Genomic DNA, 18,711 nt, shown 5'->3' on the forward strand with positions numbered 1-18,711 from the left:
AAGGAGAGAATGATGACGGAAACAATCGGCGAGCCGCGCGTGCTTGCGACCGACGCGGCGATCGAACTCATCCGCGAAATCCGCGCCGATCATCCGGAGATCCTGTTCCATCAGTCAGGCGGCTGCTGCGACGGCTCGTCCCCGATGTGCTACCCGGCAGACGACTACATCGTCGGCGACAACGACGTGAAGCTCGGCGAGATCGACCGCGTGCCGGTCTATATCAGCGCCAGTCAGCATGAGGTCTGGAAGCACACCCAACTGATCATCGATGTGGTGCCGGGCAGGGGCGGGATGTTCTCGCTCGACAATGGCCGCGAGAAGCGCTTCCTCACCCGCTCGCGGCTCTTTGGAGGCGGCGAGGCCTGCGCCGTTCCGTAGTCAAAAACAAACGCCGGCAGTTAGAGCCGGCGTTGTGATTGGCTGAAGTCGGACGTTCCGCTCTCAGTCGAAAAGGCTCGACACCGATTCTTCCTGGCTGGTGCGGCTGATGGCTTCGCCGATTAGGCCGGCGGTCGAGATCACGCGGATATTGTGGGCCGATTGCACCGCCGTCGTCGGCTGGATGGAATCGGTGATCACCAGTTCCTTCAGCATCGATGAGGTGACGCGGGCGACCGCGCCGCCGGAAAGCACGCCGTGCGTGATATAGGCGGTGACGCTTGTGGCGCCGTTCTTGAGCAGCGCCTCGGCGGCGTTGCAGAGCGTGCCGCCGGAATCGACGATGTCGTCGATCAGGATGCAATCCTTGCCATGAACGTCACCGATGACGTTCATGACCTCCGATTCGCCGGGGCGATCGCGACGCTTGTCGACGATCGCCAGCAGACAGTCGAGGCGCTTGGCAAGCGCCCGGGCGCGCACGACGCCGCCGACGTCCGGCGAAACGACCGTGACGTTCTTGAGGTCGTAGTGCTCCTTGACGTCGCGGGCCAGGATCGGAACCGCATAGAGGTTGTCGGTCGGGATGTCGAAGAAGCCCTGGATCTGGCCGGCGTGGAGATCGAGGGTGAGGACGCGGTCGGCGCCGGCTTCGGTGATCAGATTGGCGACCAGCTTGGCGGAGATCGGGGTGCGCGGTCCGGGCTTGCGGTCCTGGCGGGCATACCCGAAATAGGGAAGCACGGCGGTGATGCGGCGGGCGGAGGAGCGGCGGACCGCGTCGATCATGATGAGCAGTTCCATCAGATGATCGTTGGTGGGGAAGGAGGTCGACTGGACGATGAACACATCCTCGCCGCGCACGTTCTCGCCGATCTCGACGAAGATTTCCTGGTCGGCGAAGCGCCGTACGGTGGCTCTGCCGAGCGGCAGGTTGAGATAGTTGCAGATCGCTTCGGCCAGCAGCCGGTTCGAATTGCCTGCGAAAACCTTCATAGACGGTCCGCCTTGAGCTGGCGCGGCCACCGTCCGGTCCAGTCCGGGGCAGGATCGTCCGCGCAAAATCCCTGAGCCATTCCGATCGCGGGCAATCGCTGCGATGGCCGCTGTCAGAGCTGATCGGCCGCTTTTTAGCGTCCTTGAAGGTGAATGCAAGGGGATTGCTGCGGCGCAGCGCCTATTATCCTAAAATCTTTGCGTCAACCGCGTTGGGACTGACGCCATTCGAGATAGGCGTCGATCGTCTTTTCGGCGATCGCCTGCATTGTTTCCGGCGGAATGGCGCTCCAGGGTTCGGCAGCGCTGCTTTCCACCGTGTCCTGCCCCTGGATGCGGTGCAGGCGATTGCCGCCGCCGTCGAGAATGTCCCAAACATAGACGACCGTCGTCTTGCCGCTGTCGTTGAGCGCCGAGAAATAGCCCTTGAGAATATGGTCGCTCGACGTGTCGGTGGAGCTCTTGATGGTGATCCCCTGCGCCCGGGCCGAGGCGCCGAGCTGCTTCGAGAGGGGCGTGACGGCCTGAACCGGAGCGCCGATGATCGGCAGGAAGCGGATGCCGCCGGCACCGGTCGCCGCCGGAGCCGGCGAAGCGGCAGCCTGCTGCGTCTTCTCCGCTGCGGCCGCGACGTCAGGCTGCGCCGGCTGCTCTGCGCTTTCTTCCTCCGGCGGCGCCACGTTTCTCGCCTGCGCCCGCTGACTTTCGACCTGGGGCGGCGGATTTTCTGCCTGCGGCGGCAGATTTTCTGGCACCGGCGGTTGGGGCTGCATGGTCTGCACCGGTGCCACGCCTTCGGCGAGGCGGCTGGCTTGCGCCTCGAGCGTGCCGGCGGGATCCGTGTAGTCGGTGTGGCTCGTCGCGTAGTGGGTCGGCGGGACGGAAATGTTCGGCTGCGCTGCGAAGGCTGCGGTGCGGCTTGGCGGCACGCTTTCGACCGGCATCACGGCGGTCTGCGTGGACATGGCTTCGAGATCGGACTGGGTCACCGGCGGCGAGCGGAAGGTTCCTCCGCCGACGTCCACTTGCGGGATCAGGGCGTCGGTGGTGTTGCAGCCGGCAATGGCTGCGGCAAGACCAAGGCTTGCGATAGGCATGATCTGCTTGCGCATCGTTCCCACCGTCTGGCTCGAACTCGGCGAGGCCGGCGGCCGGAAAGCCGACTGCCGTGCTGCCTTTCATTTCTCGCCGGAAAGCATAGGACGATTTCCTTACGCAGATATGAAGTCCAGTCCGTAGCGCGACAGCGGCCTCGGGCTCTCGGTGGTTGTCAGATAGGTCTGGCCGAGCGTCATGGCGGTGCCGCTGTCGGAATCCATGATGATCATGTGCACGAAGAGCGACATGTCCGGCTCGATCTCCTGCGGGTTTCCGACATGGAACATCTGGTGCTCCATCCAGGAGGGCGAGAAGCGGGCACCGAGCGAATAACCGCAGGCGTTCAGGCGGTGGCGGGCGAGGCCGCGCTCGTCCATGATCCTCGCATGCACGTCGAAGACGGTGCCGAAGGTATTGCCGGGCCTCAGCACCATTTCGATTGCCTGGATCGTCTCGCGGCAGGCGCTGTAAAGTTCGCGATGGCGGTTGGTGGGCTCGCCGACGACGATCGTGCGCATCATTGCCGCATGGTAGTGGGCGCTGACGCCGGCCCATTCGAGGGTCAACTGGTCACTGGCATCGAGACTGCGCCGGCCGGCCTTGTAGCGGCAGAGCAGCGCGTCGGCGCCCGAGCCGATGATGAATTCATTGGCCGGATAGTCGCCGCCGCCGGCAAAGACGGCGCCCTGCATGGCGGCGAGGATATCGGCCTCGCTGCCGCCGGGGCGGATCAGCGGCAAGGCCGCGTCGAGTGCGTCGTCGGCAAGGCTCGCGGCCTTTTCGACATGAACGATTTCGGCCGGGCTCTTGACGAGGCGCAGGCGGCTGACGAGCATCGATGCGTCGATCAGCTCGCCGAAGGTCGACAGCTGGTTGTCGACGAGACGGGCCGTCCTGCCGGTCATGCCATGCGTGTCGTATTCGACGCCGATGCGGCAGCCGAGCAGGTCGAGCTCGCTGAGCAGGTTCTTGAGGTCCATGGCGGGATCGGCATTGACGCGATCCACCCAGATCTCGATGCGCTCGATATTCGACGTGTGGCGCGCCTGGCGCAGATCGGCCGACCGGGTTAGCAGCACCATCGAGCCGTCCTGCTTGACGACCAGCGTCTGGAAGAAGCAATAGCCGAAAGTGTCGTAGCCGGTGAGCCAATACATGCTCTCCTGCGCGAAGAGAAGGACGGCATCGAGCCGCTCTTCCTGCATCTTGGCCGTGAGCCGTCTCAGGCGCGATGCATATTCCTCTTCGGCGAAGTGAAGCGCCATCTCAAGCCTCCCGTATGCAAATTGCGGATATCTGCCGCCCGTAGTCGGGCTCCTGGCGGTGCGTGGTGCGGCGATAGGAGAAGAAGCGGTCCTCGTCGGCATAGGTGCAGATATCGAGGTTTTCCGCCGTCACACCGGCCGCGACGAGCCGGCGGACCGTGAGCCCGGGCAGGTCGAACATCGCATGACCGTTGCGGCCGGACGGCCTGAAGAACGCCGCGTAGCTGTCGTCGGTGGACATGAAACGTTCGACGAATTCCGGGCCGACCTCGTAATGCTGGCGGCTGATCGACGGTCCGAGACAGGCGACGATGCGCTCCCGGCGCGCGCCGAGCGAGACCATTGCATCGATCGTGCTTTCGAGAACGCCGCCGAGCGCGCCCTTCCAACCGGCATGGGCGGCGCCGATGACGCGCGCCCTCGGGTCGGCGAAGAGCACGGGTCCGCAATCGGCCGAAAGCACGCCGAGGACGATGCCCGGCGTCGCCGTCACCAGCGCATCGGCGTCCGGACGCGCGCCGTCGTAGCTGTCGTCGACGATGATCGCATCGGGGGAATGGATCTGGTGAACCGTTGCAAGACGTCGCGGCTCGGCATCGAACCAGCTGGCGACTCGGGCCCGGTTTTCGGCGACGCGCTCGCGATCGTCATGGGAGCCGAGGCCGACATTGAGGCCGCGATAGATGCCTTCGGAAACGCCGCCCTTGCGGGTGAAGTAGCCATGGGCGATCTCTGGCCCCGCCTCGGCGCCGAAGAGCGGGCTCTGCACGGGTGAGAGCGAGGCATCGTCCTGCATTCGGTGTTCTCGCCCTCGAATCTTCGTGGTTTCGCGTTGGGGTGAGGGCGCGTCTGGCCCGATGATTTGCGGCTGATTTGCCGGGCGATGTTGGCCCGGCAGGCCAGAACTGTCAATTGCGGAACGTCGAGACGAGGTCCTGATCCCTCCCGGCCATTCCCTCTCGCGACCAGAAAGCGAAGAGCCTGCACCGGCTGGAAATGTGCGTTTTCCCGCGCGTCAGCGCGCCTTTTTGCGGAACGGCACCAGGGCGACTTCAGGGCTGCTGACGACCAGCACCTTGAACAGTTCGCCCATCTTTGCGGCACCGGCACCGGCAAGCCGCTCGACATCGTCGCGGATGCTTTCCTGAGTCGCCGCATCCTTGTCGCGGCCGAGGGCCGCCGCCCGATCGAGCAGGCCCAGACCGACCAGAAAGTCACCCTGATGCGCGAGGCCGTTCACCTGCACGCTCTCCGCCTTGGCGCGCAGCGCCAGTTGTTCGAAATCCACATGGCTGGTGAGGTCGGCAAGTCCCGGGTTGGCGAGCGGAGGATCGTACCGGTGGTTGCGGACGGCCTGCAGCGTGTCGCCGTAGCCGGTCGAGAGATGACCATAGTCGATGAGGACCGCCGTCCCGCCGTTCGCACGCAGGCGCTCGCAAAGCGCGGCCATCACCGCGTCTCGCGCCGGGGCGGCCTCGAAGATCGTGCCTTCGGCGACCGATTGCACCGGCGTCGGCAGCAGGGAGGGATCGATGCCCGCCACACCGGCGGCAAAGGCCAGCTCATCGTCGGCATCAAGCCCGACCATGCGTTCGCGGAACCCCTGTGCGGTTCTCACAAACTGGCGAATCGGGATCGCATCGAAAAGCTCGTTTGCGGCGAGAAGCAGGAAGCCCGCGGGCAAGCTGTCGAAGCTTGCATGCCAATGGACTTTGCCTTCATAACCGGCGAGCGTTTCGGCCTGCACCTTGCGCAGCCTTTCGCTGGTTTCGACGAGATGAACCTCGGCGGTCTGGTAAAGCTCCGGCGCTAGGCGGCGGAGGACGCGCAGCATATCCGCCATCATCGTGCCGCGGCCCGGCCCAATCTCGGCGATGATCGGCTCGCTGGGAGAACCGTGCTCCTGCCAGGCGTGAACCAGGAATATGCCGATCATTTCCCCGAAGAGCTGGCTGATTTCCGGTGCCGTCGTGAAATCGCCCTCCCGTCCGAACGGCTCGCGAACGCGGTAGTAACCGTATTGCGGGTCCGCCAGGCAGAGGGAAAAAAAGTCGGTGACGCTGATCGGCCCATTGGTCCTGATCAGCGCCTTGATCTTGTCGGCGAGAGGATTCGTCATGCACCAGTCCAGTTATGCGGCTGCGGTTGCCGCCCTGCGCGCCCGCGCCATCGCCCAGATCCCGGCGAGAGCCAGCGGCAGCGAGAGCACCATGCCCATGGTCAGCCAGCCGCCGGCAAGATAGCCGATCTGCGCGTCCGGTTCGCGGAAGAATTCGACGAAAATGCGGCTTAAGGCGTAACCGCAGGCAAAGGCGCCGGTGACGAAGCCGGGCGTCTTCAGGGCTTTGCTGCGATAGACGAAATAGGCGAGGGCGACGAGAAGCAGGACGCCCTCGAGAAGAGCCTCGTAAAGTTGGCTCGGGTGGCGCGGGAACGGCCCTCCGGTCGGGAAGACGACCGCCCACGGCATGGACGAAAGCCGGCCCCAGAGCTCGCCGTTGATGAAATTGGCAATGCGGCCGAAGAGAAGGCCGATCGGCACGACGGCGGCGACGACGTCGAACAGGCTCCAGACGGGAATGGCGTTCCTACGGGCAAACACGATCATCGCCAGCGTCGTGCCCAGAAGACCGCCATGGAAGGACATGCCGCCGTTCCAGATTTCGACGGCCCGAATCGGGTCCTGCAGCACCGTGCCGAGATCGTAGAAGAGAATGTAGCCAAGGCGCCCGCCAAGCACGATGCCGCCGGCTGCCCAGAGCAGGAAATCATCAAGCTGCGCCAGAGTGAGAGGGGCGGTATCGTTGCGCCAGAGCGGGGCATTCTGGACCAGGCGTCGGGCATAGAACCAGCCGAGCAGGATCCCGGCGACATAGGCCAGCCCATACCAGTGGACGGCGAGGGGCCCGATCGTGAAGATGACGGGATCGATTTCGGGAAAGGGGAGAATGGCGAGGCGGGTAGCAAGTGTTTCCAAGGTCTTCTCTCATGCCGGGCCTATCGGTTGGGCGGAACATGGCGATCGAAGCAGGCGGGGTCAAGCGGCTCTCCCGTTCTTCCCGTCGCAGGCTCTGATTTTCCTTGCATCCTCGTGCGCGCGACCCTACCTGAAAATGACAGGGCTCGCCCATGGGGCGCGAGCGAAATGGAGACGAATACGATGAGCACAGGGGCCAACCGCATTCTCGATGATCTTGCGAGATTGATGACGGATGCTGCCGGTGCGGCCCAGGGCGTACGGCGGGAGGTCGAGACGGCCTTTCGCGCCCAGGCCGAAGGCTGGCTGAATTCGCTCGACGTGGTGAAGCGCGAGGAGTTCGAGGCCGTCAAGGAGATGGCTGCCAGGGCGCGCGACGAAAACGACGCCCTGCTCGCCCGGATCGCAGCGCTCGAAGCGCGCCTTGCCGCGACAGAACCGGTCGGCGACATCACCACCGGCAAGTAATTTCCGGCCAGCATACGATTGGATGCCGCCTTCGAGCTGCTTCTCCGCAGCCGAGTCGCCTTTTCACGCGGCAGTCGCTGCGTCAGCTTCAGGGTTAATGAAAGCTGAAAAGTTTTCCACCTGTGGACACTGCCAAAAAACCCTTATCGCAGAGTCGTTTAAGCATCCCCGCTGAATCGAAATCCTAACGCGACGAGAGGTCTTCCCTGCAATTTTTCGGCTCAGGGGCTGGCAGGGTGACTCTGCCGTTATACACTGATTTTAAATGATGATTCGAAACGGGCCACGCAAGCTCCGGGCAGGGTAAGTAAGCCAGGATAACCGCAGGTCCAGCAATCAGAGTGTGTCGGTATCCGGTGTCGGGTTTGCAGCGTTGCGTCTTGTGAACGTGACCTCGCGCGCCTTGCGCCGTGCCTTTAGGGTGATGCATGAGCCTTTTGGAAATGGAAGTCGAGCGCCAGTCCAACCCGGTCGATATGATCGAGTTCGTCGCCGCCAACAATGACTGGTCCTTCGAGCGGTCGGGCGAGGACGAGATCGCCATGACGGTCGAGGGCCGGTGGGCGGACTATCACGTTTCCTTTTCCTGGATGGAGGAGTTCGAGGCGCTGCATCTTGCCTGCGCCTTCGACATCAAGGTTCCGGATAGCCGCGTCAACGAGGTGATCCGCCTGCTCTCCCAGATCAACGGCCAGGTCCTGATGGGACATTTCGATCTCTGGCGCCAAGAAGAGGTCATCATCTTCCGGCAATCTCTGTTGCTTGCCGGCGGCGCCGAGCCGACAAACCGGCAGGTGGAAGTGCTTTTGTCGAGCGCGCTCGACGCCTGCGAAACCTATTTCCAGGCGTTCCAATTCGTCGTCTGGTCCGGGATGGACGCGCAGCGCGCCGTCGATACTGTCCTGTTCGCGACTGTTGGGGAGGCATGAGATGAGCATCGCCGTTTCCGGTCCCATCGTCCTGGTCGGCGCCGGCAACATGGGCGGCGCCATGCTCGGCGGCTGGATCAAGAGCGGTGTCAGCGGCGGCGATGTTCTCGTCGTCGATCCGGGCCCACCCCCGGCCATGCAAAAACTCATCGCCGAAAACGGCGTGGCTCATGCGGCCGCCGTCCCGCAGGGCGTCAAGGCAAGTGTGATCTTTCTCGCCGTCAAGCCGCAAGTCATGGAAGCGGCACTCCCGCCGCTGAAGGGGCTCGTCGGATCCGGCACAGTGATCGTCTCCGTCGCGGCCGGCAAGACGCTTGCTTTCATCGAGCGCCATCTCGGCGAAGCGGCGACCGTGCGGGCGATGCCGAACACGCCGGCCATGATAGGTCGCGGCGTCACGGGCGCTTTCGCCAATGCCCGCGTGACCGAAAAGCAACGCGGGCTGGTTCATGATCTCCTGAAGGTCAGCGGGCCGGTCGAATGGGTTGCCAGCGAAGCCGACATCGATACAGTGACTGCGGTTTCCGGCAGCGGACCGGCCTACGTCTTCTATCTCGTCGAGTGCATGGCGGAGGCTGGGCGTAAGCTCGGCCTCCAGGCGGACCTTGCCATGCGGCTCGCTCGGGAAACCGTCGCGGGGGCTGGTGAACTCCTACATCAGTCCCCCGACGACGCCGCACGCCTTCGCCAGAACGTCACGTCGCCGGGCGGCACGACCGCCGCCGCACTCGCCGTCCTGATGGCGGACGACGGCATGCAGCCGCTTTTCGACAAGGCCATCGCGGCAGCGCGCAAGCGCGCCGAAGAACTGGCCGGTTAAGCGGCCGGCCGGATTTCCAAAGGTATTTTGATGGCGGACCTCATTGAATTTTGCGATTTCGAGCGCGTGGATATCCGCGTCGGCACGATCATCGAGGCCGAGGTCTTTCCCGAGGCGCGCAAGCCCGCCTACAAGCTCAGAATCGATTTCGGTGCCGAGATCGGCATAAAAAGGTCGTCTGCACAGATCACCGTGCACTACAAGCCGGAAGATCTCGTCGGCCGGCAGGTGCTGGGCGTAGTCAATTTCCCCCCGCGTCAGATCGGGCCCGTCCGCTCCGAGGTCCTGACGCTCGGCTTTGCAGACGAAGAGGGCGCGATCGTGCTGGCCGCGACCGACAAGCCCGTTCCGAACGGCAGAAAGCTGATGTGAAGAGGCATGGCGTTTGAGATAGAACTTGGCGCCGTTTCAACGAACGGCGCGGTCTGACCTACAGCAATTCAAAGTGTTACAGCGACCTTTGCGCGTCTGATAAGACGCGCGGCGCTGTAGACTATTCGCGCTAATTTTAACAGCTCCGGGAGGGTTCACGTCGGGACGCGCACTGTGGCGCGCAGCCCTCCAAGCGGGCTGTCGCCGAGGGTGACGTTGCCGCCATGGCTTCGGGCGATGTCGCGCGCAATGGCGAGGCCAAGGCCAGTGCCGGAACTGTCGAGATTGCGCGCCTCGTCCAGGCGGAAGAACGGCTTGAAGACATCCTCGCGCGAGGGCTCCGGAATGCCGGGACCGTCATCGTCGATGGTGATCGTCAGCCATTTGGCGGTATGGCGGGCGTCGATCCGAACCGTGTCGGCATAGCGGTAGGCGTTCGATACCAGGTTGGCGACAAGACGCGTGAAGGCGTTCGGCCGGACGCGAATGTTGTCCTCTCCCTCGATCGAGGTGGTCAGGGTCTTGCCGTAAAGCTCGGCCTCTGCCAAGAGCCGCGCCATCAGGTCGCTGAGCTTCAACTCGCCGACGTCTTCCTCCGCCTCGCCGCGGGCAAAGGCGAGATAGCCTTCCAGCATGTTCTGCATGTCCTCGACGTCCTGGTTGAGGCTGGGGTCCGGAGTGTCGCCGGCGAGCGCCAGTTGCAGCTTGAAGCGCGTCAGGATGGTGCGCAGATCGTGACTGACACCGGTCAGCATCGCGGTGCGCTGTTCGATCTGGCGTTCGATGCGTTCGCGCATCAGGATGAAGGCCAGGCCGGCGCGGCGGATCTCTTCGGCGCCGCGTGGGGCGAAGTCATCGATCTTCTGTCCCTTGCCGAAACTTTCGGCGGCATTGGCGAGCGCCAGGATCGGGCGGATTTGTCCACGCAGGAACAGGATTGCGATCGCCAGCAGGACGAGCGACGCGCCGACCATCCAGACGAGAAAGATATGGGTGTTCGACGCATAGGCCTGGTTGCGCCGCGCATAGACACGGAGGATACGGCCGTCTTCGAGCTTGATGCGGATCTCGACGATCTTCGAGTTGCCGACCGTATCGATCCAGAAGGGAAGGCGGATCTGGTTCGAAATCTCCTCGCTGAGGATCTGGTCGAGGATCTCGAAGAAGGGTTTGGGCCGGGGTGGCGGCAGTTCTCCGCCCGGCTCGACGGCGATGTTGAGGTCGAGCTCGTCGCGGGCGATCCGGACGATCCGATCTATGTCGCCGTCCTGCGGGAAGGTCGTGATCAGGTCGACGATAGCCGCGATGTCGTTGGTGACCGCGGCCGAGAGACGCTGCGTGACGAGCTGCCAGTGCCGCTCCATGAAGACGAAGGCGACGACCGACTGCAGCAACACCATGGGAATCACGACAATGAGCAGCGAGCGGGCGTAGAGACCCATCGGCAGGCGGCGACGCAGCCAGCGGATCAGGCGCTTCCAGGCGCTGTCGGCGCTGTTCGATCTTGTGCGCCTGAGGCTGTCGAGGCTTACCATCGTCGTCTCAGTCGTTGCCGAAGCGGTCCTTTGTTGAACAGGTGTGGCATCCCGCTCGTCTTGAACCTAGACTAGTCCACACTCAAACGATAGCCGATGCCGCGCACCGTCTGCAGCCAGACGGGATTGGAGGGATCGTCCTCGATTTTGCGCCTCAGCCGGTTGATCTGCACGTCGATCGTCCGTTCGCCGACCTCGGCGTCGTCGCCGATCAATTCGTGGCGTGGAATGGTTTCGCCGGCGCGTTGCGAAAACAGGGTCATGATCTCCTGTTCGCGGTCGGTCAGCCGGATGTGCTCGGCGCCGCGGCGAAGCTCCTTGCGCACCACCGAAAACGTATAGGGGCCGAAGATGACCTGATCGACCTTCGGCGCCTGTGTGGGCTGGTTCCGACGCAATATGTTATTGATCCTGAGCACGAGCTCACGCGGCTCGAAGGGTTTCGGCAAGTAGTCGTCGGCGCCCGCCTCAAGACCTTCGATGCGGGAATTCGCTTCTGCGAGTGCCGTCAGCATGATGATCGGTACGGTCTTGATGTGTCTCAAGCTCTGGGTCAGCGAGATGCCGCTTTCGCCGGGCATCATCACGTCGACGATCAGGAGATCGAAATCGAGCCCGATGAGCTTTCGCCTCGCTTCGCCGGCATCGGCCGCCGTTGTCACGCGAAACCCCTGTTCCACCAGAAAGCGGTTCAGCAGGTCGCGAATGCGTCGGTCGTCATCCACGATCAGAAGGTGCGCCGCGTCATCGGCCACTTTCGCTTTGGCAATCATGCTTGGCAAACCCTTTTCTCGGCAGAGCCTTATTTCCCCTGCGGTGCGCGACTGCGATCGAACCGAACCGGATCACAGCCGCGTCCTCCTCCCGAATTTGAGTGACCGCGCATTGAAGCAGATGCGCCGCGGTCGCCCCATTCCCTGATTCCAGGGGTTTATCCGTTAATCCTAATAAAATCCTAGGCGGAGCCCCGGTATCAGTCCGCGGCGCTGTTCTTCATGTTGACGAGAAACCGCTTGACGATTTCCCGCGCGCCGGGACCCGTCTTCGCCAATGCATCCGCTATGCGGCGGGACTGTGGCTCGGCGAGTGCTCGCGCCAGTGCCTGGCCGTCTTTCGTCGTATAGAGCATGCGTTGGCGCCTGTCCTCCGGACCGGCCACCTGACGAATATAGCCTGAGTCGATCAGTTGCTTGAGGACACGGGCAAGGCTCTGCTTGGTGATCTTCAACGTGTCGAGAAGATCGGCCACGGTCATGCCCGGCTCTCGATTGACGAAGTGCACGACGCGGTGGTGGGCGCGCCCGAAACCGCTCTTTTCGAGAATGGCGTCCGGATCGCCGGTGAAGTCGCGATAGGCGAAAAACAGCAGCTCGATAATCTCAAAATCGATCGTGTCTTCCTCCTTGCGGGTGACATCTGTCATGTACTGGCTGTTGTCCCTAGTTTGGCCGGCCACGCGGTCACTTTCCTTTCCCGGCAGATTGCACCTCCAGCGCCGTGCGTCTTATAGGACGCGCAAAGCTCGCTGTGGCACTTTGAAGGCTGCATGCTCTTAATCCTTAAATCGACTGGGATTTAAGAAAACGTCCACTAGCGACATAATAGAAAGAAGTGTCAGCTTTGTTGACACAATTCTACCGGCGAGTCGAACCGTCTGCGGCAGAATAGGTCGATGCGCACCGTGAGGTTGGGAGATTGTTGAGGCTCGGCGGGAGACTGACACGGAAATGCGTCGCAGCGCGTTCACGACGCGCTGCGACTTAATCACGTCCACTACGATTGAACGTCAGCGATAGATGTAGACTATCCGACGTGTCGAGGGTTCAACAAGCACAGGCTGCCCGTTTACCATCACGTATTCGTAGTTGTACTCCGGGATCGGCCGGACGGCCACGGTGCTCGGCAGCGTCGCGCCGAGAACCACCTCGCCATCGAGATAGACCGGGTCCACCGGGTTGGAAGTGATGTAGGTGCCTACTGCCGGAGGCGGGGTGATGGCATCGACCTCTTCGACCGGCCCGATCAACTCAAGCGGTTCGGTCGGGGTGGCCACCGTGCTGCCGGTCGCCTCGTAGGTCACGACCGGGACGCCGAGTTCAGCGCGCCGCTCGGAAATTACCACCGTCGAGCCGCTCTGGGCCATTGCGAGATATTTGGCATAGGCCCAGCCGCTGACGCCGCCGACATTGACCCGGCACCACAGGCTGCCTTCGATGCAGCCCTCGAGCACGGTCGTGCTGCCGCGCGCCGCCAGGCCAACGACCGGATATTGCGGGCCGGGGCCGGCGCGTACGTTGAGATCGGTCACTGCCGTCGCGCTCATTGCCGCAGCGGCGGCGGAGACGCCCGCAGCGAGGATCAAACCCGCTGCCGCGACCGCTTTCAACAGGTGGGGGGAGAGGGTCTTCATTGTCTTGCTCCTCTTCTATGATGCGGGCCAAACGCCCCGTACGCCTCGGATGTTCCCGGCGTGACATCAGGAAATGTGAACATGAAACATATTGCTGCCGCCGAGCGTTGCTTCGGCCGACGGTGGAGCGCTTCGACTGAGAGATCGCCGCGCCCGCTGAAGGTTGGACGAAGTCACGCCTTCTGACCAAGGGCGTTCTCACCGGGAGTCCGGACCATGCAGCATGAGACCATCGACGAGGCCGAACTCACTGCACAGCGGCTGCGTCCGCTGGTCTTTGTTGTCGTGGCGGCGAAACTTGCCGTATCCATTCTGTTGCTCACAACCGTGCAATTGCCGACCGAGTCGAACAGAACGGAAATTGTCGCGCTTCGCTGATTTGCGCTGTCTCCGGCCTCATATCCCGCTATAGGTGACCTGGCGGCGACACCGCCCACAGCTAAGGAAGAACGAGGCACGGTCGGCATGTTACAGGCGGGCATCATCCCGGTTACGCATTTTCAGCAGAACTGCACGGTGCTGTTCGACAGCGAGACGAAGGAAGGCGTGATTGTCGATCCCGGTGGCGACGTCGACGTCATCCTGCAGACGATCCGCGAAAACGGCATCGAGCTGCAGGCGATCTGGCTCACACACGGTCATATCGATCATGCCGGCGGCGCCAAGGAATTGAAGGAGGCGCTGGAGCTCAAGATCATCGGTCCGCACAAGGACGACCGGCCGCTGCTCGAACGGCTGGAGGGCCAGGCGGAGCGTTTCGGCCTGGCGATGAAGGTGCAGAACGTCCTGCCGGACCAATGGCTGGAAGACGGGGACACGGTCTCCTTCGGCAATCACGTCTTCGAAGTGCTGCACGTCCCCGGCCATGCGCCCGGCCATGTCGTCTACTTCAACCGTGCGCAGAGCTTCGCCCATGTCGGCGACGTGCTGTTCCACGGCTCGATCGGCCGCACCGACCTGCCCGGCGGCGACCATCAACAACTTCTCGATTCCATCCGCGACAAGATCCTGCCGCTCGGCGATGACGTCGGTTTCATCTGCGGCCACGGACCGGGCGGCCGGATCGGCGAGGAGCGCCGTAGCAACCCATATCTGCGCGGGCTCTGATCGGATTACAGGCTTACAGCGCCGCGCGTCTTTTCAGACGCGCAAAGGACGCTGTAACACTCTGAATCTACATATCGTGCTTTCCGAAAATCGATTCCGATTTTCGGGCCGATGCGCTAGAAAACCCCGTGACTCGTATGAGGCACGGGGTTCTCGTCTAAAATTGGGCGACGCTCTGATCAGCCGGCCGTGCAGAAATGGCTGCGGCCGTCGTAACCGACGAAGGTGCCGCTCTCCGGATCGAAGGAGCGGTAGCGCTGCGAGCAATAGCGGTACCAAGCCGGAGTCCAGGGTTCAAGATCGTAGCTGTCGACGACAACCTGACGATAGACCGGGCGGGCCCGGTAGACGGGGCGGGGCTGGTAAACCGGACGCGGCTCGTAATATTCCGGCTCCGGATCGATATAAACCGGTTCGCTGTAGCGGGGCTGTGAACCGATCGCGGTTCCGATAAGCGTGCCTGTCACCAGACCCACTGCGCCTGCTGCCCACGCATCATCGTGATCGTCGCCTGCCTGGGCCGTGCCGAACGTTGGGAGGACCATGGCGGCCGCGGCGAGCGAGAGAACGGTTGCTTTGAGGAACTTGTTCATGGGCTTCAATCCTGTGCATGGAGGAACCGGACTGAAGGCCCGGCTTTCATGATGAGCAAGACTGTATATAGCCCAAACTGAACGGAGCCTGAACGAAAAAACCCGGCAAAAATGCCGGGCTACAAATGCAATTATTGACAGAGCGCGGCGTTAGCCGACGATCTGCAGGTTGACCGCCTTCGGTCCCTTGCCGCGGCGATCCGGCTCGGTATCGAAGGAGACTTTCTGGTTCTCGCTGAGACCGCTCAGGCCCGAGGCCTGTACGGCTGAAATATGTACGAAGATATCTGCACCACCATTTTCCGGCTTGATGAAGCCAAAGCCTTTGTCGGTGTTGAAGAATTTAACAGTGCCAGTTTCGGCCATGCGTCAGGTCCTTTTCTCTCCACCCGGTCGAAGGGTGGCATTACAGTTTTGCCCAGAAGGGCGTGGGGCAGGCAGTTCTCGACAATTGAGGAAAGGGTCCTGTTATCGCGACGGACCTGGTGGGCCCAGATTCACCGCCCGGAGTGGCTTGCGTCTCCGGCTCGCATTTATTTCAAGATCTTCCCGCGTTCGCAAATTGCCCGAACACAGTAAGAGTGATCAGTTTATTTTGAATTGGCAAGCAAAACTTTTCCGGCGAGGTATTGAGTCTTCTCATTGCTCAAAAACAGATCAATTCGGCCGGCGGCGGAAGATATTCGGGAGGCGCTGCAAGCCGTTGAATCCACAGCTTTTTGATGGGCCGTTGCAGGCAGTGGATTTTTTGCGCCATATCATGTCGCTTGCAAGCATGCCTCTATGTTGGGCAGTTCGTCATGGGAGTCGCAACCCTCTGATAAGGCTCATCCTTCAAGGAGAGCCGACGCTCGGGCAGGCGACGAATAATCTTGCAGAAAAAATGCAAAGAACTTTGGCCGTTGCTCGGCTCCACCGCATGCTGATCCATTTTGGCGCAAAGTAGAGCGGTTGTGTACAGTAATAAGTAATATAGTAAGTCCAGCTTGGCTCCCAATGTAGCTAAATCTTGCTGGTCTAAGCGGCGGCCCCTGCCGCCCGGCGGCGCCGCTTCGCCAATTCCGGCACGAGTTCGACGACGAGCATCGCCGCGAAGATGACGATACAGCCGAGATAGCCGCTCGGGGTGATGACCTCGTCCAGCAGCAGCACGCCGAAAAGCGCCGCGAAAAGCGCTTCGCTGGACAGGAAGATCGCCGCTTGCGGTGCCGTCGTATAGCGCTGGCCGACCACCTGGCAAATGAAGGCGATGCCGCTCGAAAACACACCCGCATAGAGAATCTGCGGCAGGGCGGCCGCGATGCGATCGAGACTCAAGGGCTCAAAGGCGGCGGCGAGCAGGATTCCTGAAACGGCACATACGGCAAATTGCGTCATCGACAGCAGCATCGGCCGCCCGGTGGCTGCGGCGAAGACGCCGATCAGCAAAACTTGAATCGCCCAGAAGAAGGCACAGACGATGGTCAGCAGATCTCCGCGGTTCAGTCCCGACAGGGTGCCGCCGCTCAAGAGAAAAATGCCGAAACTCGCCATCAGCGCCGCCGGCCAGATGATCCAGTGCGGCCGTCGGCGCAGGAAGACGACCGTCAGGACAGGCACGAAGATGACGTAGAGGCCGGTCAAGAAGCCGGAATTGGTGACGGTGGTTGTGAGCAGCCCGTATTGTTGCGTCACCGCTCCGCCGAACAGCGCCAGCCCGACAAGGATGAAGTTGCGCATGGCCGCATGCGGCAGCGGCGCCGTGGCGCGTCGGGCCTCGACCAGTGCCAGGGGCAAGGCCACCAGGGTGGCAATTGCGAAACGCAAGCCGATGAACGAGAGCGGTCCGATCGCCTGCATCGCGGTAGACTGGGCTACGAATCCTGCGCCCCAGATCGCGCCGGACAGCAACAGGAAAAGGTTGGCCTGGATGCGAGTCACGGAGGGCTCCCGGGGCGAGACTGGGCGGAAAGCAATAAAGGCAACTTCGCCTCTTGATTGCGCCGCCGCTCTATCAGTTGCGTTTTCCTGGCGCAAGTCTCATCCTCGACGCCCAGAGCTGGCACGACGACGATGCGACGCGACGATGCCGAACGGATTGAAACGCATATGAACGCGGCGGGCTATTCGGGCACGCCGCTTCAAAAGAAGCTCGGCCTGCGCGGCGGGCAGGCGGCGCTGCTTCTCTATGTGCCTGAGCATCTGCAGGAGATTGCCGCTTTTCCCGGGTTTGCCCATCTCGTCACCTCGATTGAGGGGACGGTCTCGCGCCGGTTCGATTACATTCACAGCTTCGATACGGAGAGGGCGGGACTCGAAGCACGGGCGACTGCCCTGGCTCGCCGGCTAAAGCCAGACGGCATGCTTTGGGTATCCTGGCCCAAGCGCGCCTCAGGCGTTGCGACGACGTTGACCGAGGATGCGCTTCGGGACATCTTCCTGCCGCTCGGCCTCGTCGACGTGAAGGTCTGCGCCGTGGACGCGGTGTGGTCGGGGCTGAAGTTTATGTTCCGAAAGGAGATCAGGGCCTCGCTCTGAAGCGCGCCTCATTGGGTCGGGGCCTTCGAGACCCTGAGGACCGCGCCATTCTGCTCGTCGGTCACCATCAGCAGGGCGCCGTCCGGCGCGACGATCACATCGCGGATGCGGCCGAACTCGCCGTCGAACAGCCGCTCCTCGGACGTGATCGCCCCGGTGTCGTCGCGCTCGAGCCGGGCCAGCAACTGGTATTTCAGCGCCGCGACCAGCAGGTCGCCGTTCCATTCCGGAAACATGGTGCCGCGATAGACCGCGAGCGCGCCGGGGGCGATCGAAGGATCCCAGTAGTAAAGCGGCTGCTCCAAGCCTTCCTTGGCGGTACCTTCGCCGATTTCTGCGCCGGAATAGTCTTTACCGTAGGTGATCACCGGCCAGCCATAGTTCTTGCCCGGCTGCGGGTTGTTCACTTCATCGCCGCCGCGCGCCCCGTGCTCGACGGTCAAGAGCTTGCCGTCGGCCGTATCGAAGGTGAGGCCCTGGGGATTGCGGTGGCCCTTCGACCAGATCTCCGGCAGGCCCTCGGTACCGCCGCGATAGGGGTTGGAGGAGGGGACGGAGCCATCGGCGTTGATGTGCAGGATGGCGCCGGCATGGTCGCGCGGGTCCTGAGCCCGCTCGCCATCGCCGCGGTCGCCGATGCCGAAGAACAGGCTGCCGTCGCGGTCGATGGCGATGCGGGAGCCGAAATGCTGGCCAGCCCGCGTGAACCGGTTCATCCGAAAGATCTCCTTGACGTCCGTCAGCCTTCGCTCGTCGTCGGAGAGCGTCGCTCGCGCCAGAGCGGTGCCATAACCGCCGTCGCCTCGGGCCGCGAAAGTGAGGTAAAGGGTGCGGTTGGCGGAAAATTGCGGGTCGAGCGCGACGTCGAGCAGGCCTCCCTGGCCATGTTCGGCGACATCAGGAAGGCCTTCGACCGCGGACGAGAGCTTGCCGTCGCGCAGGATGCGGAGCCGGCCCGGCCGCTCGGTGACGATAAGCGCCCCATCGGGCAGGACTTCGACCGCCCAGGGATGCTGGAGGCCGTGCGCGAGTGTCTCGACAAGGACGGTCCCCGTCTGTGTCTGGAATTCCCGGGCCTCTTGTGCAGCGGCAGGCAGAGCGGCGGAAAGGAACAGAGCCGCGGCCACAGGCAGGGCGGCCGAAAGGAGCGTCACGGGGATTTCGCTCGGTTTGATTTTTGCCCAGTGCCACATGCAATTCGACGCTCCCAAGCTCCTGCATGACCGCCATTACAGGTCAGGAG

Annotated in this window: 22 protein-coding genes; 8 read left to right on the forward strand and 14 right to left on the reverse strand. The window is 62.7% G+C overall.

Annotated features, from left to right (window positions below; genetic code table 11):
- Positions 1 to 12 precede the first annotated feature (12 nt).
- Entirely contained in the window at positions 13 to 381 is a 369-nt protein-coding gene (locus tag CO656_RS06795; protein WP_097525399.1) for a DUF779 domain-containing protein, read from the forward strand.
- A 63-nt stretch (positions 382 to 444) separates the two neighbouring features.
- On the opposite strand, the gene CO656_RS06800 is transcribed toward CO656_RS06795, so the two are convergent.
- From CO656_RS06800 to lgt, 6 genes are all read right to left on the reverse strand, one after another.
- A complete protein-coding gene (locus CO656_RS06800) occupies positions 445 to 1,377 on the reverse strand; it encodes a ribose-phosphate pyrophosphokinase (protein WP_037415037.1) in 933 nt (310 codons plus the stop codon).
- A 203-nt stretch (positions 1,378 to 1,580) separates the two neighbouring features.
- Positions 1,581 to 2,489, reverse strand: coding sequence for a hypothetical protein (locus tag CO656_RS06805; protein WP_097525249.1), 909 nt, complete (start codon positions 2,487 to 2,489; stop codon positions 1,581 to 1,583).
- A gap of 99 nt (positions 2,490 to 2,588) precedes the next feature.
- On the reverse strand, positions 2,589 to 3,740 hold the full coding sequence (locus CO656_RS06810) for a Xaa-Pro peptidase family protein (protein WP_037415040.1): 1,152 nt from the start codon (positions 3,738 to 3,740) through the stop codon (positions 2,589 to 2,591).
- 1 nt (position 3,741) lies between these two features.
- A complete protein-coding gene (gene pgeF / locus CO656_RS06815; RefSeq protein WP_037415042.1) occupies positions 3,742 to 4,536 on the reverse strand; it encodes a peptidoglycan editing factor PgeF in 795 nt (264 codons plus the stop codon).
- Between the two features lie 219 nt (positions 4,537 to 4,755).
- Positions 4,756 to 5,859, reverse strand: a complete 1,104-nt coding sequence (locus CO656_RS06820; protein WP_097525250.1) for a class I SAM-dependent methyltransferase — start codon at positions 5,857 to 5,859, stop codon at positions 4,756 to 4,758.
- A gap of 12 nt (positions 5,860 to 5,871) precedes the next feature.
- Complete coding sequence (gene lgt, locus CO656_RS06825; protein WP_097525251.1) at positions 5,872 to 6,717, reverse strand: prolipoprotein diacylglyceryl transferase; 846 nt, start codon at positions 6,715 to 6,717, stop codon at positions 5,872 to 5,874.
- A 183-nt stretch (positions 6,718 to 6,900) separates the two neighbouring features.
- On the opposite strand from lgt, the gene CO656_RS06830 reads away from it, so the two are divergent.
- The 4 genes from CO656_RS06830 to CO656_RS06845 all read left to right on the forward strand — a co-directional run bounded on the left by CO656_RS06830 (position 6,901) and on the right by CO656_RS06845 (position 9,306).
- Positions 6,901 to 7,185 (forward strand): accessory factor UbiK family protein, encoded by a 285-nt coding sequence (locus CO656_RS06830; RefSeq protein ID WP_037415293.1) that lies wholly within the window; start codon positions 6,901 to 6,903, stop codon positions 7,183 to 7,185.
- A gap of 428 nt (positions 7,186 to 7,613) precedes the next feature.
- Positions 7,614 to 8,114, forward strand: coding sequence for a YbjN domain-containing protein (locus CO656_RS06835; protein WP_037415051.1), 501 nt, complete (start codon positions 7,614 to 7,616; stop codon positions 8,112 to 8,114).
- Between the two features lies 1 nt (position 8,115).
- Positions 8,116 to 8,934 (forward strand): pyrroline-5-carboxylate reductase, encoded by an 819-nt coding sequence (gene proC / locus CO656_RS06840; RefSeq protein ID WP_037415054.1) that lies wholly within the window; start codon positions 8,116 to 8,118, stop codon positions 8,932 to 8,934.
- 30 nt (positions 8,935 to 8,964) lie between these two features.
- Positions 8,965 to 9,306 (forward strand): tRNA-binding protein, encoded by a 342-nt coding sequence (locus CO656_RS06845; protein WP_037415057.1) that lies wholly within the window; start codon positions 8,965 to 8,967, stop codon positions 9,304 to 9,306.
- Positions 9,307 to 9,461: 155 nt separating this feature from the next.
- Here CO656_RS06845 and CO656_RS06850 read toward each other — a convergent pair whose 3' ends face one another.
- The 4 genes from CO656_RS06850 to CO656_RS06865 form a co-directional block, all read right to left on the reverse strand.
- Positions 9,462 to 10,841 (reverse strand): ATP-binding protein, encoded by a 1,380-nt coding sequence (locus CO656_RS06850; protein WP_037415061.1) that lies wholly within the window; start codon positions 10,839 to 10,841, stop codon positions 9,462 to 9,464.
- 71 nt (positions 10,842 to 10,912) lie between these two features.
- Entirely contained in the window at positions 10,913 to 11,614 is a 702-nt protein-coding gene (locus CO656_RS06855; RefSeq protein WP_037387345.1) for a response regulator transcription factor, read from the reverse strand.
- A 200-nt stretch (positions 11,615 to 11,814) separates the two neighbouring features.
- On the reverse strand, positions 11,815 to 12,297 hold the full coding sequence (locus CO656_RS06860; protein ID WP_097525252.1) for a MarR family transcriptional regulator: 483 nt from the start codon (positions 12,295 to 12,297) through the stop codon (positions 11,815 to 11,817).
- Between the two features lie 330 nt (positions 12,298 to 12,627).
- Entirely contained in the window at positions 12,628 to 13,251 is a 624-nt protein-coding gene (locus CO656_RS06865) for a DUF1236 domain-containing protein (RefSeq protein ID WP_097525253.1), read from the reverse strand.
- Between the two features lie 216 nt (positions 13,252 to 13,467).
- On the opposite strand from CO656_RS06865, the gene CO656_RS30170 reads away from it, so the two are divergent.
- On the forward strand, positions 13,468 to 13,629 hold the full coding sequence (locus tag CO656_RS30170; protein WP_097525254.1) for a hypothetical protein: 162 nt from the start codon (positions 13,468 to 13,470) through the stop codon (positions 13,627 to 13,629).
- Positions 13,630 to 13,716: 87 nt separating this feature from the next.
- Positions 13,717 to 14,358 (forward strand): MBL fold metallo-hydrolase, encoded by a 642-nt coding sequence (locus CO656_RS06875; RefSeq protein ID WP_037415069.1) that lies wholly within the window; start codon positions 13,717 to 13,719, stop codon positions 14,356 to 14,358.
- A 179-nt stretch (positions 14,359 to 14,537) separates the two neighbouring features.
- Here CO656_RS06875 and CO656_RS06880 read toward each other — a convergent pair whose 3' ends face one another.
- The 3 genes from CO656_RS06880 to CO656_RS06890 form a co-directional block, all read right to left on the reverse strand.
- The gene (locus tag CO656_RS06880; protein WP_037415071.1) at positions 14,538 to 14,951 is read right to left on the reverse strand and encodes a BA14K family protein; all 414 of its coding nucleotides are present in this window, start codon (positions 14,949 to 14,951) and stop codon (positions 14,538 to 14,540) included.
- A 150-nt stretch (positions 14,952 to 15,101) separates the two neighbouring features.
- Positions 15,102 to 15,317, reverse strand: a complete 216-nt coding sequence (locus tag CO656_RS06885) for a cold-shock protein (protein WP_037415073.1) — start codon at positions 15,315 to 15,317, stop codon at positions 15,102 to 15,104.
- A 651-nt stretch (positions 15,318 to 15,968) separates the two neighbouring features.
- Entirely contained in the window at positions 15,969 to 16,871 is a 903-nt protein-coding gene (locus tag CO656_RS06890) for a DMT family transporter (protein ID WP_097525255.1), read from the reverse strand.
- A 132-nt stretch (positions 16,872 to 17,003) separates the two neighbouring features.
- Between CO656_RS06890 and CO656_RS06895 the strand changes: the two genes are divergently transcribed.
- Positions 17,004 to 17,468, forward strand: a complete 465-nt coding sequence (locus tag CO656_RS06895; RefSeq protein ID WP_037415077.1) for a hypothetical protein — start codon at positions 17,004 to 17,006, stop codon at positions 17,466 to 17,468.
- Positions 17,469 to 17,476: 8 nt separating this feature from the next.
- On the opposite strand, the gene CO656_RS06900 is transcribed toward CO656_RS06895, so the two are convergent.
- Positions 17,477 to 18,661, reverse strand: coding sequence for a PQQ-dependent sugar dehydrogenase (locus CO656_RS06900; RefSeq protein WP_097525256.1), 1,185 nt, complete (start codon positions 18,659 to 18,661; stop codon positions 17,477 to 17,479).
- Between the last annotated feature and the right edge of the window lie 50 nt (positions 18,662 to 18,711).

It is taken from the genome of Sinorhizobium sp. FG01 (genome assembly GCF_002531875.1).
GTDB lineage: Bacteria > Pseudomonadota > Alphaproteobacteria > Rhizobiales > Rhizobiaceae > Sinorhizobium > Sinorhizobium fredii_C.

Excerpts from the sequence above, each read along its gene's own strand:
- CO656_RS06795 (WP_097525399.1), top strand. The coding sequence starts at position 13 with ATGACGGAAACAATCGGCGAGCCGCGCGTGCTTGCGACCGACGCGGCG.
- CO656_RS06800 (WP_037415037.1), bottom strand. The coding sequence starts at position 1,377 with ATGAAGGTTTTCGCAGGCAATTCGAACCGGCTGCTGGCCGAAGCGATC.
- CO656_RS06805 (WP_097525249.1), bottom strand. The coding sequence starts at position 2,489 with ATGCGCAAGCAGATCATGCCTATCGCAAGCCTTGGTCTTGCCGCAGCC.
- CO656_RS06810 (WP_037415040.1), bottom strand. The coding sequence starts at position 3,740 with ATGGCGCTTCACTTCGCCGAAGAGGAATATGCATCGCGCCTGAGACGG.
- pgeF (WP_037415042.1), bottom strand. The coding sequence starts at position 4,536 with ATGCAGGACGATGCCTCGCTCTCACCCGTGCAGAGCCCGCTCTTCGGC.
- CO656_RS06820 (WP_097525250.1), bottom strand. The coding sequence starts at position 5,859 with ATGACGAATCCTCTCGCCGACAAGATCAAGGCGCTGATCAGGACCAAT.
- CO656_RS06830 (WP_037415293.1), top strand. The coding sequence starts at position 6,901 with ATGAGCACAGGGGCCAACCGCATTCTCGATGATCTTGCGAGATTGATG.
- CO656_RS06835 (WP_037415051.1), top strand. The coding sequence starts at position 7,614 with ATGAGCCTTTTGGAAATGGAAGTCGAGCGCCAGTCCAACCCGGTCGAT.
- proC (WP_037415054.1), top strand. The coding sequence starts at position 8,116 with ATGAGCATCGCCGTTTCCGGTCCCATCGTCCTGGTCGGCGCCGGCAAC.
- CO656_RS06845 (WP_037415057.1), top strand. The coding sequence starts at position 8,965 with ATGGCGGACCTCATTGAATTTTGCGATTTCGAGCGCGTGGATATCCGC.
- CO656_RS06850 (WP_037415061.1), bottom strand. The coding sequence starts at position 10,841 with ATGGTAAGCCTCGACAGCCTCAGGCGCACAAGATCGAACAGCGCCGAC.
- CO656_RS06855 (WP_037387345.1), bottom strand. The coding sequence starts at position 11,614 with ATGATTGCCAAAGCGAAAGTGGCCGATGACGCGGCGCACCTTCTGATC.
- CO656_RS06865 (WP_097525253.1), bottom strand. The coding sequence starts at position 13,251 with ATGAAGACCCTCTCCCCCCACCTGTTGAAAGCGGTCGCGGCAGCGGGT.
- CO656_RS30170 (WP_097525254.1), top strand. The coding sequence starts at position 13,468 with ATGCAGCATGAGACCATCGACGAGGCCGAACTCACTGCACAGCGGCTG.
- CO656_RS06875 (WP_037415069.1), top strand. The coding sequence starts at position 13,717 with ATGTTACAGGCGGGCATCATCCCGGTTACGCATTTTCAGCAGAACTGC.
- CO656_RS06880 (WP_037415071.1), bottom strand. The coding sequence starts at position 14,951 with ATGAACAAGTTCCTCAAAGCAACCGTTCTCTCGCTCGCCGCGGCCGCC.
- CO656_RS06885 (WP_037415073.1), bottom strand. The coding sequence starts at position 15,317 with ATGGCCGAAACTGGCACTGTTAAATTCTTCAACACCGACAAAGGCTTT.
- CO656_RS06895 (WP_037415077.1), top strand. The coding sequence starts at position 17,004 with ATGCGACGCGACGATGCCGAACGGATTGAAACGCATATGAACGCGGCG.
- CO656_RS06900 (WP_097525256.1), bottom strand. The coding sequence starts at position 18,661 with ATGTGGCACTGGGCAAAAATCAAACCGAGCGAAATCCCCGTGACGCTC.